Source organism: Hafnia alvei (genome assembly GCF_964063325.1).
Classification (GTDB): domain Bacteria; phylum Pseudomonadota; class Gammaproteobacteria; order Enterobacterales; family Enterobacteriaceae; genus Hafnia; species Hafnia alvei_B.
The window spans coordinates 1159146-1173111 of sequence record NZ_OZ061315.1 but is presented as its reverse complement, the minus strand read 5'-3'; the positions used below and the strand labels follow the sequence as shown (position 1 = coordinate 1173111).

Here is a 13966-nt window from a genome sequence, read left to right as displayed (position 1 = left end):
CGCACTCGTAGATTAGCTATGCGCCATTGCGTGCAAACTGGCATAATAGCGCATTGCCCGCCGTATATTGATAGCCATGCACTGGCTATATGATGGCTACGGCATCTCGAACGAATCACTCCCAAAGAATAAAGAGATAACACCATGGAAATCTTCCATCTGGAAAACCATCCGCACGTTGAACTGTGCGATCTGCTGAAACTACAAGGCTGGAATGACAGCGGCGCAGCAGCAAAAAACGTTATTGCTGACGGCTATGTGAAAGTTGATGGGAAGATCGAAACCCGTAAACGCTGCAAAATTATTGACGGCCAGACGGTGACTTATAACGGTCAAAGCGTGCAGGTCAAAGCGTAATCTCTACGCTTGATGTGAAAAAGCCGGCTTATCCGCCGGCTTTTTTATTGGATAAATCGAACGTCTTATTTACGACGCCAAGTCGTACCCTGCGGGCCATCTTCGAGCACAATACCTAGCTCATTCAATTGGTCGCGCGCCGAATCGGCCATCGCCCAATCTTTTGCCGCACGAGCATCGTTACGCTGTTTGATTAATGCTTCAATCTTAGCCACTTCGCCGTCGTCAACCTGCGCACCGCTTTGCAAGAATACTTCTGGATCCTGCTCCAACAGGCCAAGGATTTTCGCCAGCTTACGTAGCTCGGCCGCCATGGCATTAGCCAGCGTCATATCTTCTGATTTCAGGCGATTAACTTCACGCGCCAAATCAAACAATGCCGAATAGGCTTCTGGCGTGTTGAAATCGTCGTCCATAGCTTCGCGGAAACGTGCTTCAAAGACGTTGCCACCGGCTGGTTCAGCGTGAGGATCGGTGCCACGCAGCGCGGTATACAGACGTTCCAAAGCAGCACGTGCTTGCTTCAGGTTCTCTTCGCTGTAGTTGAGTTGGCTACGATAGTGGCCTGACATCAGGAAATAACGCACGGTTTCAGCGTCATAGTGCTGCAGCACATCACGAATAGTGAAGAAGTTGCCCAGCGATTTCGACATTTTTTCGCGGTCAATCATCACCATACCGGAGTGCATCCAGTAATTCACATAAGGACCATCGTGCGCACAGCTTGATTGCGCAATTTCATTCTCGTGATGCGGGAACATCAGGTCAGAACCGCCGCCGTGAATATCGAAATGTTCGCCCAACTGTTTGCAGTTCATGGCTGAACATTCAATATGCCATCCAGGACGACCTAGGCCCCAAGGGGACTCCCAGCTTGGCTCACCCGGTTTCGACATTTTCCACAGCACGAAATCCATCGGATTGCGTTTCACGTCGGCAATTTCAACGCGAGCACCTGCCTGCAGCTGATCCAAGTCCTGTCGAGAAAGCAGACCATAATCCGGATCGGTATCCACGGCAAACATCACATCGCCGTTGCTGGCGACGTAAGCATGACCGCGCGCAATCAGCAATTCGACGATTTCAATAATCTCAGGAATATGGTGCGTCGCACGTGGCTCCAGATCGGGACGCGCAATATTCAACGAATCGAAATCTTTGTGCATCTCAGCCAGCATACGTTCGGTCAACTGCTCGCAGGTTTCGCCATTTTCCAGCGCACGCTTGATAATTTTGTCATCTACGTCCGTCACGTTACGCACATATTTAAGGTTGTAGCCTAAATAGCGTAGATAACGCGCCACCACATCAAAAGAAACGAATGTACGGCCATGGCCGATATGACACAGATCGTAAATGGTTACCCCGCACACATACATACCGACTTCACCGGCGTGAATAGGTTTGAATTCCTCTTTTTGACGACTGAGTGTGTTAAAAATCTTTAGCATCGGGGCATCCGTGATGTTTGACATAATATTAGGTGTATTGAACCGCGAAGAAAGGCTGTTTGCAAGAATAACCCCTATTTTCACCCGTTTGGGGGCCGATTTCTTGTGTTCTTCTTTGTACTCTTTCAAGTTTTCGATTTTCACAGAGTTTTGCAGCCCAAGGGGTATTTCCGTTATCGTAGTGATGTACCGTTAAGAAAGGCGATACGCTAACTGCGACAAAAGGGTGTCAGCGCCCTGCGCATCGGCTACAATCGCATTCTTTCGTCCTCTACATCAAAAAAACAGGATTATTGATATGGTTACTTTCCACACCAACCACGGTGACATCGTCATCAAAACTTTTGACGACAAAGCACCGGCTACCGTTGCCAACTTCCTGGAATATTGCCGTGAAGGTTTCTACGACAACACCATCTTCCACCGTGTTATCGATAGCTTCATGATTCAGGGCGGCGGCTTCGAACCTGGCATGAAACAAAAAGAAACCAAAGCTCCGATCAAAAACGAAGCGAACAATGGTTTGAAAAACACCCGTGGCACGCTGGCAATGGCGCGTACCAACGACCCACATTCAGCAACTGCGCAGTTCTTCATTAACGTGGTTGATAACGATTTCCTGAACTTCCGTTCAGAGCGTCCAGACGGTTGGGGCTATGCAGTCTTTGCCGAAGTCGTTGAAGGCTTAGACGTAGTAGACAAAATCAAAGCTGTCTCTACTGGCCGTAGCGGCATGCACCAAGATGTTCCACGTGAAGACGTGTTCATCAAAAGCGTCACCGTAAGCGAATAATCGCTTTCTTGATGCGTACGCTATTTATTGCAGATTTGCATCTTAGCGAACAGGAACCGGCGATTACCGCCGGTTTTCTGCGTTTTTTACAGCGCGATGCCTATCAGGCAGATGCTTTGTATATTCTCGGTGACTTTTTTGAATACTGGATTGGCGACGACGATCCGCAGCCGCTGCACCGTGAAATTGCCGCAGCATTACGCGATCTAACATCCTCTGGCACACCTTGCTATTTCATTCATGGCAATCGTGATTTCTTGATCGGTAAACGTTTCGCGCAGGAATGCGGGATGACGTTACTTCCCCAAGAAACTTTATTGACGCTGTATGGACACCGCATTCTCATCATGCACGGTGACACCCTGTGTATCGACGATGAAGACTACCAACGCTACCGCCGTAAAGTGCATAACCCGCTTATTCAAAAATTGTTTTTGTGGTTACCCCTGCGTACCCGCTTAAATATCGCGGCCAAGATGCGCGATCGCAGCCAAATGACCAACGGTGATAAATCTGACGCCATCATGGACGTCAATCAACAGGCTGTTATAGAAGCGTTAGAGAGAAATCAAGCCGAGTGGCTGATTCATGGGCACACTCACCGTCCAGCGATTCATGATGTTTCCATGCCAAACGATAAGCTTGCAAAGCGGGCCGTACTGGGCGCATGGCACTATCAAGGTTCGATGATAAGCGTTACGCCCGCAGGTATTGAACTGATTGAGTTTCCCTTCTAAATACGCCTTGAACGCGCGTTAGTATTCGTTACCCACTACGCGGCTGCGATAGCTTTCCCAATCAAAATTAACCCATAAGCTATTACCTAAGCTCATGCGATCCATCACGCGTTCGCCGAGTAACGTATTCATGCTTTGCACGTTTAGGTTAGACAGCATGCCAGTTGGTCGTTTAGACGATGAACGGCGGTCAACGATTTGATTGATGATTACTTTTTCATAGCGAGATTCAGTCTGCACACCAATTTCATCGATAACAAGCAAATCCACCGCGCTGAGATCCTCTAACAGGCGCTCTTCGGTGGTGTCACTGTGGCCACTAAACGTGCCCTTCATGCTCGACATCAGATCCGCCACGGTGACAATAAGTACTGACTTATTTCGCAAAATCAGATCGTTGCCGATAGCCGCCGCCAGATGATTTTTCCCTGTACCAGGCTTACCAGAAAACACAAAGCTTGCGATATTGCCGTCAAATTCTGAAGCATATTGGCGCGCGCGCTCTAGAGCAATACGTTGCCCTTCGCACTCGACACGATAATTATCAAACGAACAGTTCATATGCAGGGGGCGAATGCCAGAGCGCTTGAAAACGCGCTGCATTTTCATTGCCTGATTCTCACGTGAAATGGCTTCTGACCGTTTGCGCCCTTCTTCTTCCTGCCAAACCCGCCACTCTTCGGCGTTAGTGAATTTAGGCTCAACGTGAGCAGGCATCATTTTCTTCAATCTCTGCATCAGGTTCATGCTAGCGGCATCTTTCATCTTTAACCTCTGAAACCTTTAGGGATGGAATAATCTTGTTCGCCTATGTCATTAACATCACGTTTTGGCTGCCCGCCGTTGCTCATGCGGTTTTGCTGCACGCTACGTGCGAGTTTTTGCTGCCATTGTATATGATGGAAGGCTTTCCCCTCTGCTTGCCAATAAGCAACAAAGGAGGCCAGTTCGGTTGGCGTCACCGGTGAGGTCAAAATACATCCCCACATTGCCGCCATGCGCAAAAAATCAGCGTCAGGCTGCCATCCTGCGTACATCACAAATTTACCCAACGGCGTTGGAATATTCTGTACCACAGGCGCGGCAGCGTCATGGCTAAAATCATCATTAAACAGAGACTCTTCAAGAGCGACATCTGAATTTGCACGACCGGCAGCATCTTCAATGGCCAACAGCTCAGCCATTCTCTCTGGCGTCACGGCGTAAAAAATTGGCATGTTGTTATCGAGCACAGTCATCACTCCGCGATCGCCGGATTTTAACGCCGTCGCCGGATCGCGGCTAAATGAGTCTAGGCTCGTAATGGAGGAGGCCAAAATTTTGACAGACATGTTTTCTTTTTACTCTGATGAAGTGTGAACTGATAAAGCGAATAACGGTGCATACCGTCCAAATGCCACACGCCTAGGGCATTTTAGCCTTAAGCGATGTGGCGGTATATTACCAGTCCATACAGTATAAATCAGTCTTATCTCGAACGAGAAAAGGAATGAAATAGTCAGATGAATGAGAAAACGCGAAAATTCTGATGTTTGAGGGAAGCTAAGCGATTGTGTGCTCAACGTCGGAGATAGAATGAGAGAAAATCACAACACAATTTCGTCCGCTTTTTTTAGCTTGATACATCGCGGTATCGGCTCGGGATATGCCTTCATCTGCGCTGAGATGTTGATCGGTTATAGTGTACACACCGATGCTGACCGTAACTTTTTCCGGTCCCCCATGAACGCGAACGTCTTCAGACACACGATTGCGGATATTCTCAGCAATTCTAGATGCCGACTTTGAATTTAACCCTTTAAGAATAATGGCAAATTCTTCACCACCGTAGCGCGCAACCACATCCGATTTACGCACTGATGCCACCATTGTATCAGCAACATGACGAATCACTTTATCGCCAACCGGGTGACCGTAGCCATCATTGATACTTTTGAAATGGTCAATATCAATGAAAAACAGTGAAATCGGTGACGCTTCAGAAGCCCCTTTAATCCGGCTAGCCAACTTATGGTTAAAGTAACGCCGGTCATAGAGATGCGTGAGAGAGTCACGGATAGAATTTTCATAGGATTCAAGATAATCCTCCAAGCCTTTTTGATAAAGCTTGTAGATATCGTAAATAAACGCCAGAACAACGCACAATGTAGCCAGTACTTCAAACAAATGAGAGCCGTACCACGCTAACGAGGTTACGTATTCACTACGCCACATCAACAAGATACTGCCAAGAAATGCTAGGCAACTGAGACTGAGACTAAACCAAAATCCATTAACTAACTTAGTAAAGAACACAACCGTGAATGTTGTTATTACCCAAATAATTATCAAGACATTGCCAATATGTGAACTCCACAGGCGGCGGTAGTTAAGTTCATCCGTTTCAATTATTGGCAATTGTAAAATGTCATTATTGCTTATAATAACAACCGCTAAGCTAACGGCTATCAATATGACAATAGCACAGCTCGCGGCCACAGTGCTTTTATTAACATAATTACATTTTCTTTTTATATAGAAGAACACTGAGAGCAAAAATAACGCGGCCATTGAAAAGCTGCGAATAACGAAATCAACGGCTAAAGCATTTGCGCTTTCACTAATTTTAGACTCTGAGATTAAAACACCAGGGTATATAAATAGACTATTCGCAAGAAACAAACTCGATAGTCCATAAGCACTTGCTATGGCGATTAAGTGCAGATGGGTATTATTGAAGTGAAAGCGTATCAAAATAATAATAGTTAAAAACATATGCAAAACTAAGACAATAGCTGTAGATACTGGAAAAAAAGAGCGCAGAGCATCAAACCGATGCTCACCAAAGCGGACAAAAAATACAAATAAACAAAATAGTAATAAGAACGAAACTAAACTTAAAAAATGACCTTTTTCCAGAAAGGAAAATTTTTTTTCTAACATAGCGAACATCCTGTTCTCTAACCACCACTAAGGTTAAGTTAGGATTTTCATGTTATTTAATTTGTTAACTGATATATATCATTATATAAACAGACATTCAATGAATAAAATTAATCGTTACAATTTACAATTACACCATCAATGAAATATATAACATGACTATAATAGATCGAATTCTTATATATTTTAAAACTAATAAGCAGTAATGTAATTTAGCTGAAAAAGTATCTAGAAAAACAAAATTAACAACCTGTTCAATGACGACTAATAATTATAACTAACTTTTTTCGAGCTATTATAACAATATACATAGCGTCATATCTGTTCAAAAACACAACAGCACGGCATACATAATGTTGATGCTCAAAGTGCTATTGTTGACGCTAAAACTCGGTATAGGCAACGCTACGCAACCGTTTTCGTCACTATAAACACGTGATATACTTCGCACCTCTTTACTCGCTCAGCGGTGCTGAGTTACCAAAGTTAGTTCGTTAAACAGGAGCTTGCCATCAATGTCAGCCAATGTTGTTCCGGCTAACCCATCCGAGGCAAAAATTGCCATCGTTATGGGTTCCAAAAGCGATTGGGCTACCATGCAGTTTGCCGCCGAAGTTTTGACCCAGCTTGATGTTAAGTTCCATGTCGAAGTGGTTTCCGCTCACCGAACTCCAGACAAACTCTTTAGTTTTGCCGAGCAGGCCTGCGAGCGAGGCTTTGACATCATTATCGCCGGTGCGGGTGGTGCTGCACATCTGCCAGGCATGCTGGCGGCAAAAACATTAGTTCCTGTACTCGGCGTGCCCGTGCAAAGCGCAGCGCTCAGCGGCGTAGACAGCCTCTATTCCATCGTGCAAATGCCACGAGGTATTCCCGTTGGCACGTTAGCTATCGGTAAAGCCGGTGCTGCAAACGCAGGGTTATTGGCAGCCCAGATTTTAGCCTTGCATGACCCAATGCTCGCACGTCGCATGGCGGCATGGCGCCAGGCACAAACCGACGAAGTACTGGCACACCCCGATCCTCGGGAGGAAGCATGAAGCCCGTTTGCGTTTTAGGTAATGGCCAGCTTGGCCGTATGCTACGTCAGGCGGGTGAACCGTTGGGGATCACCGTTTTCCCCGTCGGACTCGACGTTGACCCAGAAGCCGTTCCTTGGCAACAAGGCGTTATTACGGCTGAAATCGAACGCTGGCCAGAAACTCCACTGACCCGAGAGTTAGCACGCCACAGTGGCTTTGTTAACCGCGATATTTTTCCGCGTCTAGCAGACCGTTTGACACAAAAACAGCTGCTGGATGAGCTGAACCTAGCTACCGCACCATGGCAGCTATTAGCCTCAACAAGCGACTGGCCAGAAGTATTTGCCAATATTGGTCAATTCGCGATAGTGAAGCGTCGCACCGGCGGTTACGATGGCCGCGGTCAATGGCGAATTCGCCCTGGTGATGAGGTTGAATTACCCGCAGACGTTTACGGCGATTGCATCGTTGAACAAGGCATCAACTTTTCTGGCGAAGTCTCATTAGTGGGTGCCCGCGCCCATGATGGCCATTGTGTATTTTATCCGTTAACGCACAACCTGCATGAAGATGGGATCCTGCGGGCTAGCGTCGCCCTTCCTCAGCCAAATGCTCAGCTTCAGCAGCAGGCAGAGCAAATGCTCAGCGCTATCATGAATGAGCTTGGTTACGTCGGCGTAATGGCGATGGAGTGCTTTGTGGTGGATGATGGTTTACTGATTAACGAGCTTGCGCCGCGCGTCCATAACAGCGGGCACTGGACGCAGAATGGCGCATCGATAAGCCAGTTTGAATTGCATCTGCGCGCTATTCTGGATTTGCCGCTCCCGACTCCCGTGGTTAGCACACCTTCAGTCATGGTTAATTTGATTGGCACCGAGCTGAACTATAGCTGGATGGCACAACCGTTAGTCCATCTTCACTGGTACGACAAAGAAGTACGTCCGGGGCGCAAAGTTGGCCATCTCAATCTCAATGACACCAACGCTTCACTTCTCAGCGCCGCGTTAAATGAGCTCACGCCACAGCTTTCGGCGGAGTATCACAGCGGGATACGTTGGGCGCAGGAAAAACTACTCGCCTAATTCTGATCATGAAAAACGGAGCCTAAAGGCTAATGCAGATCGTTTAAGAGTTCGAGATACACGGGGCTAGCACACCGCGGGGCGCTCCGGCAGCTAAAGCTGCTACGACCCCATCGGTGTACTTCCCCTAAAATCACGCTTAAGTGACCAGCATTAACCTAAAGGCTCCGTTTTTACTTCACAGCAATAAACTAAGTATATATTGCTCTTAATGGCGCTGAGTTCTCGCGCCCCATCATTTTCGCGGTGAGCGCCGAATAGATAACCACACGATCGCGGCCTTCCAACTTCGCTCGGTACATTGCCTCATCAGCACGTGCAACGCATTGTTCAGCGGTAAGCTCATTCCCCGTTACGGTATAAATGCCAATGCTGATAGTCATTTTCTCGGGAACATCCTTCCCATATGGCGAGTCCTGATGATGGCAAATCTTAACGCGTATTTTCTCTGCAATCTCTAGCGCATCATTTGTGCTAACACCATCTAGCATCACAGAGAACTCTTCTCCCCCAATACGTGCTGCAATATCTGTTTTGCGTATTGTGCTTTGCAAGGTTTTTGCCACATATTGAATCACACGATCACCGGTTATATGCCCGTAGATATCGTTAATCCGTTTGAAATGGTCAATATCAGCCACGAGTAAGGTAATCGGCGCGCTTTTTGATACGCTCTGCATTCGATTGACTAAAGAATCATAGTAGTAACTACGATTATATAAACGCGTCATAGGATCACGAATGGAATTATTGTAGGAAATCTTATAATCGATACGTGCTTTTTGATAAAGTTTAAAAATATCGAATAAGAAAGCCAGCATCACAACAAATGTCGCAAGCACTTCAAAAAGATGAGCGCCATACCATGCCAGGGACGTCATATATTCGCTGCCGCTAAGCAGCATAGTGCTACCTAAAAATGCCATACAGCTAAGACTTAGGCTTGCCCAAAAATTATTCTTCACACCGGCAAACCACATCACCGCACAGGTGGTTCCGCCCCAGAGAAAAACCAGATAAATCCCTACGAATGAGCTCCAAAACTGCTGATAAGAAAGACTTCCCTCATCAACAATTGGCAAACTTAAAACCAAACTATGGCTTGAAACAAAATAGGCAGTAGACAGCAGAATAATCGTCAAGCACGTGCACAGAGCAGTGACCGAAACCATATTAATAAATCGATTATTCCATAAGCGATAAACAGCTAAAGATAAAAGAAAAAATATCGCCATGCTGGCGCTGCGAAAGATAAAGTAGATAGCCAGATCGTTAGCGTTGGTACCAATACCGCCATCGATAAAAATAACTCCCGGATAACTAAGCAGTTTGCTCATGAGGTAAAGAGAAGAGATACCATAAGCGAACGCCAGCACCACCAAATAAAGGTGTTTTCTATCGAAGCTAAATTTCATCAGCATAAATAGTGCTAATAAAACATTTAGCACCAGCGTTACTGATGTAGAAACCGGGAATAATGCTTCCAATGCGGGAAGTCTGATGTAACCAAACAGGCGAAACAAGGCAAAAAGTACAATCAATAATGCAATTGAAAAGATAACAAATTTATTTATTTTAATAGACTCTGCACTAACCTCAGTTCTATTCATATTTAAATTCCTTTTAAATATTAAACAAACACCCATATATTCTACTAAAACCATATAAAACGATATTACTTATGAATGACATCACATGCAATTAATCACACTAAAAACATATGATTTTATAAAATAAACGAGCAAACACTTCGGAATTTATATCTCAATCAACCAGAGAAATTAGTATTAAGAAAGAGATGAATTGAATAATATATCGATGAGCACGCCCATGTCGGCGTGCTCATATTAATTATCTCTTCAGCAAGCGAGCACCTAAGAAGCCACCGCACAATGAAAGCAACAGCGCACCGCTAATAGGAACTAAGGCCCACATTAAGTAATTCGGCTGCCACGGGAAATCAAACACCTGTCGTTGCAGCAGCCACAATGCTACTTCGGCACCCGCTGCCGCCGCAATACCAGACACCAATCCTAATAAGGCAAACTCGCTCCACAATGTGCGGCGTAATAAACGCATCCCTGCACCTAGCGTACGATAAACGCTTAGCTCCTGCCGACGCTGTTGCATTCCCACCTGCACCTGCGCCATTAGCAGCAATACGCCGCAGATAATGACCAGAATCACCATCACTTCTAATGCGCGGCTTACCTGCTGCAATACCTGACTCGCCTGTTGCAATATCGCACCGATATCAAGCAGGCTCAGCGTTGGAAATTGCCGATTAAGCTGAGTCAGTAGCTGTTCGTCGCCCACATAACGGAAGCTGGTTAGCCAAGTCTGTGGCTGCCCATCCAACGCATGCGGGGGGAAAATGAAGTAGAAGTTTGGCCGCAGGCTTTCCCAGTCAACTTTACGCAGGCTGGTGATTTTGGCGCTAAAATTTTGCGTATCACCACTGAACGTCACCTCATCACCAATCCCCAAGCCAAGACGTTCTGCAATCCCCTGCTCGATGGAAACCTCACCGGCCTTAGGCGGCCAATAACCCGCGGTTAACGGATTATGCTCAGGTAATTTATCTTGCCACGTCAGATTGAGCTCACGGTTAACCGCCTCTCCCCCAGGCGCATCTTCAGCAATTAACTTTGTCGCCTCATGTCCGTTAATTTCCGTTAAACGCACGCGCACCACGGGATAAAACGTACGTGCCTCTACCTGATGTTGCTCAAGGAAATTTTTTACCAGTGGAACCTGCTGCTCCGTCATATTCATCAGAAAATAGTTCGGGCTGTCCGGCGGTAATTGCTGCTGCCAACGATCGAGTAAATCCCCACGCAGCACTAACAGCAAAGCCAATAACATGAACGACAGTGAGAACGCAGCCAGTTGACTGATGGTCGCCGCAGGTTGGCGCAATAAGCGGTTAACCGCTAAACGTAGCGCCAAATTCTTAAGCGTAAGCCTACGCAGCACAACTAACCCACCCCAGCCCACCACGCTAAGCAGAAATGCCAAGGCCACCATGCCCAATAACAACGACCACAGCAGCGTGCTCAGCCCAACTAACGATATCAAGCCTGCAATTAAAATCAGCGCCGTAATGGGAAGGTAATAGCGCAGCGGCCACACCACGCGAAAAGCATCGCTACGCAGCACTCGCAGCGGTTGAGTGGCTATCAGTTGGCGATAAGGTCTTAAACCAACCACCAGCGAAATCAGAACCATGCCTCCCAGCGACCAAACCCAAGGCCAGCCTCCCGCAGCAGGAAGTGCTGTCGGCAAAACCGGTGCCAATAGGCGGATCAACAATGCTTCAAACAATAGCCCTAGCGCACTTCCCGCAACACCAGCCACCAGCAGCAAGGCCAGCCATTGCCCTGCAATTAAACGCAACAACGTTTTACGCCCAGCGCCGAGCGTTTTTAGGATCGCCACCAGTTCATAGCGGCTTCGGCAGTAATGGTTCATCGCAACGGTGACCGCCGCCACCGCCAGTAAAAGCGTTAGCAGCGCGGATAACAGCAGAAATTGCTGCGAGCGTTGCAATGATTTACCCAGCGTCCCACCGGATTCCTCCAGCCCAAACAGCTTTTGGTCAGGCTTCAGCTGTGGCGTCAGATACTGCGTAAATCGTTCGATAGCATCAGCGGGGCCGGCAAACATATAACGATAGCTCAGGCGGCTGCCTGGCTGCACCGCACCCGTTTTATCAACATCAGCAAGGTTGATAAGAATTCTTGGTGCAGTTTGAAACGGATTAAACCCGTTATCAGGCTCTTGCACCACCACGCCAGCCACTTTTAGCGTCGCGTCCCCCACATCTAAACTATCCCCAACTTTTAAATTTAACAGGGATAGCAAACGTGAGGCGACCAGCACTTCGCCAGGCTCAGGACGTAATCCGGCAGGTTGCGTAATTAATTCACCATACAGCGGGTAAAGCGTGTCAGTTGCCTTTACATCCGCCAGCTGTGGTCTATCTCCAGCAAACGTCATGGTGGAAAAAGAAAGCTGGCGGCTTACGCTCAGTCCGTCGCGCTGAGCCTGCGTCAGCCACTGTTCATCAGCAGGATGTGCGCTGCGCAGAACTTTATCACCGGCCAGAAAATCTCGGCTTTGCTGACTAAGTCCACGCTCCATTCGGTCACTGATGCTTCCCAGTGCCAAAACGCAGGCCACTGCCAACGTTAAAGCCATCCACACAATCAATAGCGAAGGCGATTTCCACTCGCGCCAAAACCAACGCAAAATCATGCTTCCTCCTGCAATACGCCTTCAACCAAGCGCATACGCCGCTGGCATCTTGCTGCCAACTGAGGATCGTGAGTCACCAGAATCAACGTGGTATCAAAATCGGTATTTAGGGAAAACAGAAGATCGGCGATACGGTCGCCGGTATGGCGATCGAGATTACCGGTTGGCTCATCGGCAAACAGAATTTTGGGACGGCCACTGAACGCACGCGCCAACGCCACGCGTTGTTGTTCTCCACCTGATAGCTGCGCCGGTAGATGATTCAAACGCTTGCCCAGCCCGAGCTGGTTTAACAGCTGCACCGCCTGTTGACGGCTTTGACGATCGCTATCACCACGTAGTAACGCGGGTAGTTGAACGTTCTCTAATGCCGTTAGCGTGGGCACTAACATAAACGACTGAAACACAAAGCCAACGTCTCGCGCACGCAACGCCGCCCGCTGCTCCTCATCCATTTGATCTAAACGCTGGCCTAAAAGAGACACCTCACCGCGCGTTCCATCATCTAAACCGGCTAAAATCCCCAGCAGCGTTGATTTACCCGAGCCTGACTCACCAATCAACGCTAATGTCTGCGCAGGTTTGACAACCAGCTCAACTCCGGTAAGGATGGAAAGCTGACTATCACCTTGACCGACCTCTTTGGCTAAATGATGAACTTCAAGAACATTTTCCGTTGGCATATCCCTTTCCTTCTTCTATTCAGCCTGTTATGTGGGCGGGCAATGGCCGCTGATACATTGTTAATATTAGGCGACAGCCTTAGTGCAGGCTATCGATTACCCATTGCCGATTCATGGGCCACACGTCTTGCACAGCAATGGCAAAAAACGACGCCATCGGTTTCTGTGGTTAATGGTAGCATTAGTGGTGACACTGCCGATCAAGGTCTTGCTCGACTTCCTACTTTGTTGAAACAGCATCAGCCGCGCTGGGTATTGATAGAACTCGGCGCTAACGATGGGCTGAGAGGTTTTGCCCCCGCCGATATTGAAGCAGCCTTAGACAAAATCATTACTCAGGTACAACAGGCGAAAGCGCAGCCTCTGCTAATGCAAATTCAGCTACCGCCTAACTATGGCCGCCGCTACACCGAAGCCTTTGCGGCCATTTATCCCAAACTGGCAAAACAGCATCAAATACCGCTTATTCCATTCTATATGGAGCAGGTGGCGTTAAAACCCGAGTGGATGCAGCAGGACGGATTACATCCAAACGGTGAAGCACAGCCGTTTATTGCGCAATGGATGAGCGAACAGCTTCACCCCTTGCTGACGAATCCCCATCAGTAATGTTTTAATTAAACATCTTTAACGCCGTGCCAACAGGTTTACATAGGTAA

General features: G+C 47.5%; 13 protein-coding genes. 6 read left to right on the top strand and 7 right to left on the bottom strand.

Annotated elements, in window-relative coordinates; genetic code table 11:
- Positions 1-144: 144 nt before the first annotated feature.
- On the top strand, positions 145-357 hold the full coding sequence (gene ybcJ, locus AB3Y96_RS05520; RefSeq protein ID WP_367298685.1) for a ribosome-associated protein YbcJ: 213 nt from the start codon (positions 145-147) through the stop codon (positions 355-357).
- Positions 358-422: 65 nt separating this feature from the next.
- On the opposite strand, the gene cysS is transcribed toward ybcJ, so the two are convergent.
- Entirely contained in the window at positions 423-1808 is a 1386-nt protein-coding gene (cysS, locus tag AB3Y96_RS05515) for a cysteine--tRNA ligase (RefSeq protein ID WP_072308914.1), read from the bottom strand.
- A 298-nt stretch (positions 1809-2106) separates the two neighbouring features.
- On the opposite strand from cysS, the gene ppiB reads away from it, so the two are divergent.
- Together ppiB and AB3Y96_RS05505 are read left to right on the top strand one after the other, a co-directional pair.
- Entirely contained in the window at positions 2107-2601 is a 495-nt protein-coding gene (gene ppiB / locus AB3Y96_RS05510; RefSeq protein ID WP_072308913.1) for a peptidylprolyl isomerase B, read from the top strand.
- An 11-nt stretch (positions 2602-2612) separates the two neighbouring features.
- Positions 2613-3338 carry a UDP-2,3-diacylglucosamine diphosphatase gene (locus AB3Y96_RS05505; RefSeq protein WP_072308912.1) on the top strand — a complete coding sequence of 242 codons (726 nt, stop codon included), beginning with the start codon at positions 2613-2615 and terminating at the stop codon, positions 3336-3338.
- Positions 3339-3356: 18 nt separating this feature from the next.
- Here AB3Y96_RS05505 and dnaC read toward each other — a convergent pair whose 3' ends face one another.
- From dnaC to AB3Y96_RS05490, 3 genes are all read right to left on the bottom strand, one after another.
- A complete protein-coding gene (gene dnaC, locus AB3Y96_RS05500; protein ID WP_072308911.1) occupies positions 3357-4103 on the bottom strand; it encodes a DNA replication protein DnaC in 747 nt (248 codons plus the stop codon).
- Between the two features lie 2 nt (positions 4104-4105).
- Complete coding sequence (gene dnaT, locus AB3Y96_RS05495) at positions 4106-4669, bottom strand: primosomal protein DnaT (RefSeq protein WP_367298684.1); 564 nt, start codon at positions 4667-4669, stop codon at positions 4106-4108.
- A 211-nt stretch (positions 4670-4880) separates the two neighbouring features.
- Positions 4881-6260 (bottom strand): GGDEF domain-containing protein, encoded by a 1380-nt coding sequence (locus tag AB3Y96_RS05490; RefSeq protein WP_367298683.1) that lies wholly within the window; start codon positions 6258-6260, stop codon positions 4881-4883.
- Between the two features lie 515 nt (positions 6261-6775).
- On the opposite strand from AB3Y96_RS05490, the gene purE reads away from it, so the two are divergent.
- Both purE and purK read left to right on the top strand, forming a co-directional pair.
- A complete protein-coding gene (purE, locus tag AB3Y96_RS05485; RefSeq protein WP_072308908.1) occupies positions 6776-7300 on the top strand; it encodes a 5-(carboxyamino)imidazole ribonucleotide mutase in 525 nt (174 codons plus the stop codon).
- The gene (gene purK / locus AB3Y96_RS05480) at positions 7297-8367 is read left to right on the top strand and encodes a 5-(carboxyamino)imidazole ribonucleotide synthase (RefSeq protein WP_072308907.1); all 1071 of its coding nucleotides are present in this window, start codon (positions 7297-7299) and stop codon (positions 8365-8367) included. The genes purE and purK overlap by 4 nt, the downstream gene beginning before the upstream one ends.
- A gap of 191 nt (positions 8368-8558) precedes the next feature.
- On the opposite strand, the gene AB3Y96_RS05475 is transcribed toward purK, so the two are convergent.
- From AB3Y96_RS05475 to ybbA, 3 genes are all read right to left on the bottom strand, one after another.
- On the bottom strand, positions 8559-9977 hold the full coding sequence (locus AB3Y96_RS05475) for an MASE4 domain-containing protein (protein WP_367298682.1): 1419 nt from the start codon (positions 9975-9977) through the stop codon (positions 8559-8561).
- 241 nt (positions 9978-10218) lie between these two features.
- Positions 10219-12624 carry a putative ABC transporter permease subunit YbbP gene (gene ybbP / locus AB3Y96_RS05470; protein ID WP_367298681.1) on the bottom strand — a complete coding sequence of 802 codons (2406 nt, stop codon included), beginning with the start codon at positions 12622-12624 and terminating at the stop codon, positions 10219-10221.
- The gene (ybbA, locus tag AB3Y96_RS05465; protein ID WP_072308904.1) at positions 12621-13307 is read right to left on the bottom strand and encodes a putative ABC transporter ATP-binding protein YbbA; all 687 of its coding nucleotides are present in this window, start codon (positions 13305-13307) and stop codon (positions 12621-12623) included. Before ybbA ends, ybbP begins: the two co-directional genes overlap by 4 nt.
- On the opposite strand from ybbA, the gene tesA reads away from it, so the two are divergent.
- On the top strand, positions 13278-13916 hold the full coding sequence (gene tesA, locus AB3Y96_RS05460) for a multifunctional acyl-CoA thioesterase I/protease I/lysophospholipase L1 (RefSeq protein ID WP_367298680.1): 639 nt from the start codon (positions 13278-13280) through the stop codon (positions 13914-13916). The genes ybbA and tesA overlap by 30 nt on opposite strands.
- Positions 13917-13966 lie beyond the last annotated feature (50 nt).

Excerpts from the sequence above, each read along its gene's own strand:
- ybcJ (WP_367298685.1), top strand. The coding sequence starts at position 145 with ATGGAAATCTTCCATCTGGAAAACCATCCGCACGTTGAACTGTGCGAT.
- cysS (WP_072308914.1), bottom strand. The coding sequence starts at position 1,808 with ATGCTAAAGATTTTTAACACACTCAGTCGTCAAAAAGAGGAATTCAAA.
- ppiB (WP_072308913.1), top strand. The coding sequence starts at position 2,107 with ATGGTTACTTTCCACACCAACCACGGTGACATCGTCATCAAAACTTTT.
- AB3Y96_RS05505 (WP_072308912.1), top strand. The coding sequence starts at position 2,613 with ATGCGTACGCTATTTATTGCAGATTTGCATCTTAGCGAACAGGAACCG.
- dnaC (WP_072308911.1), bottom strand. The coding sequence starts at position 4,103 with ATGAAAGATGCCGCTAGCATGAACCTGATGCAGAGATTGAAGAAAATG.
- dnaT (WP_367298684.1), bottom strand. The coding sequence starts at position 4,669 with ATGTCTGTCAAAATTTTGGCCTCCTCCATTACGAGCCTAGACTCATTT.
- AB3Y96_RS05490 (WP_367298683.1), bottom strand. The coding sequence starts at position 6,260 with ATGTTAGAAAAAAAATTTTCCTTTCTGGAAAAAGGTCATTTTTTAAGT.
- purE (WP_072308908.1), top strand. The coding sequence starts at position 6,776 with ATGTCAGCCAATGTTGTTCCGGCTAACCCATCCGAGGCAAAAATTGCC.
- purK (WP_072308907.1), top strand. The coding sequence starts at position 7,297 with ATGAAGCCCGTTTGCGTTTTAGGTAATGGCCAGCTTGGCCGTATGCTA.
- AB3Y96_RS05475 (WP_367298682.1), bottom strand. The coding sequence starts at position 9,977 with ATGAATAGAACTGAGGTTAGTGCAGAGTCTATTAAAATAAATAAATTT.
- ybbP (WP_367298681.1), bottom strand. The coding sequence starts at position 12,624 with ATGATTTTGCGTTGGTTTTGGCGCGAGTGGAAATCGCCTTCGCTATTG.
- tesA (WP_367298680.1), top strand. The coding sequence starts at position 13,278 with ATGAACTTCAAGAACATTTTCCGTTGGCATATCCCTTTCCTTCTTCTA.
- ybbA (WP_072308904.1), bottom strand. The coding sequence starts at position 13,307 with ATGCCAACGGAAAATGTTCTTGAAGTTCATCATTTAGCCAAAGAGGTC.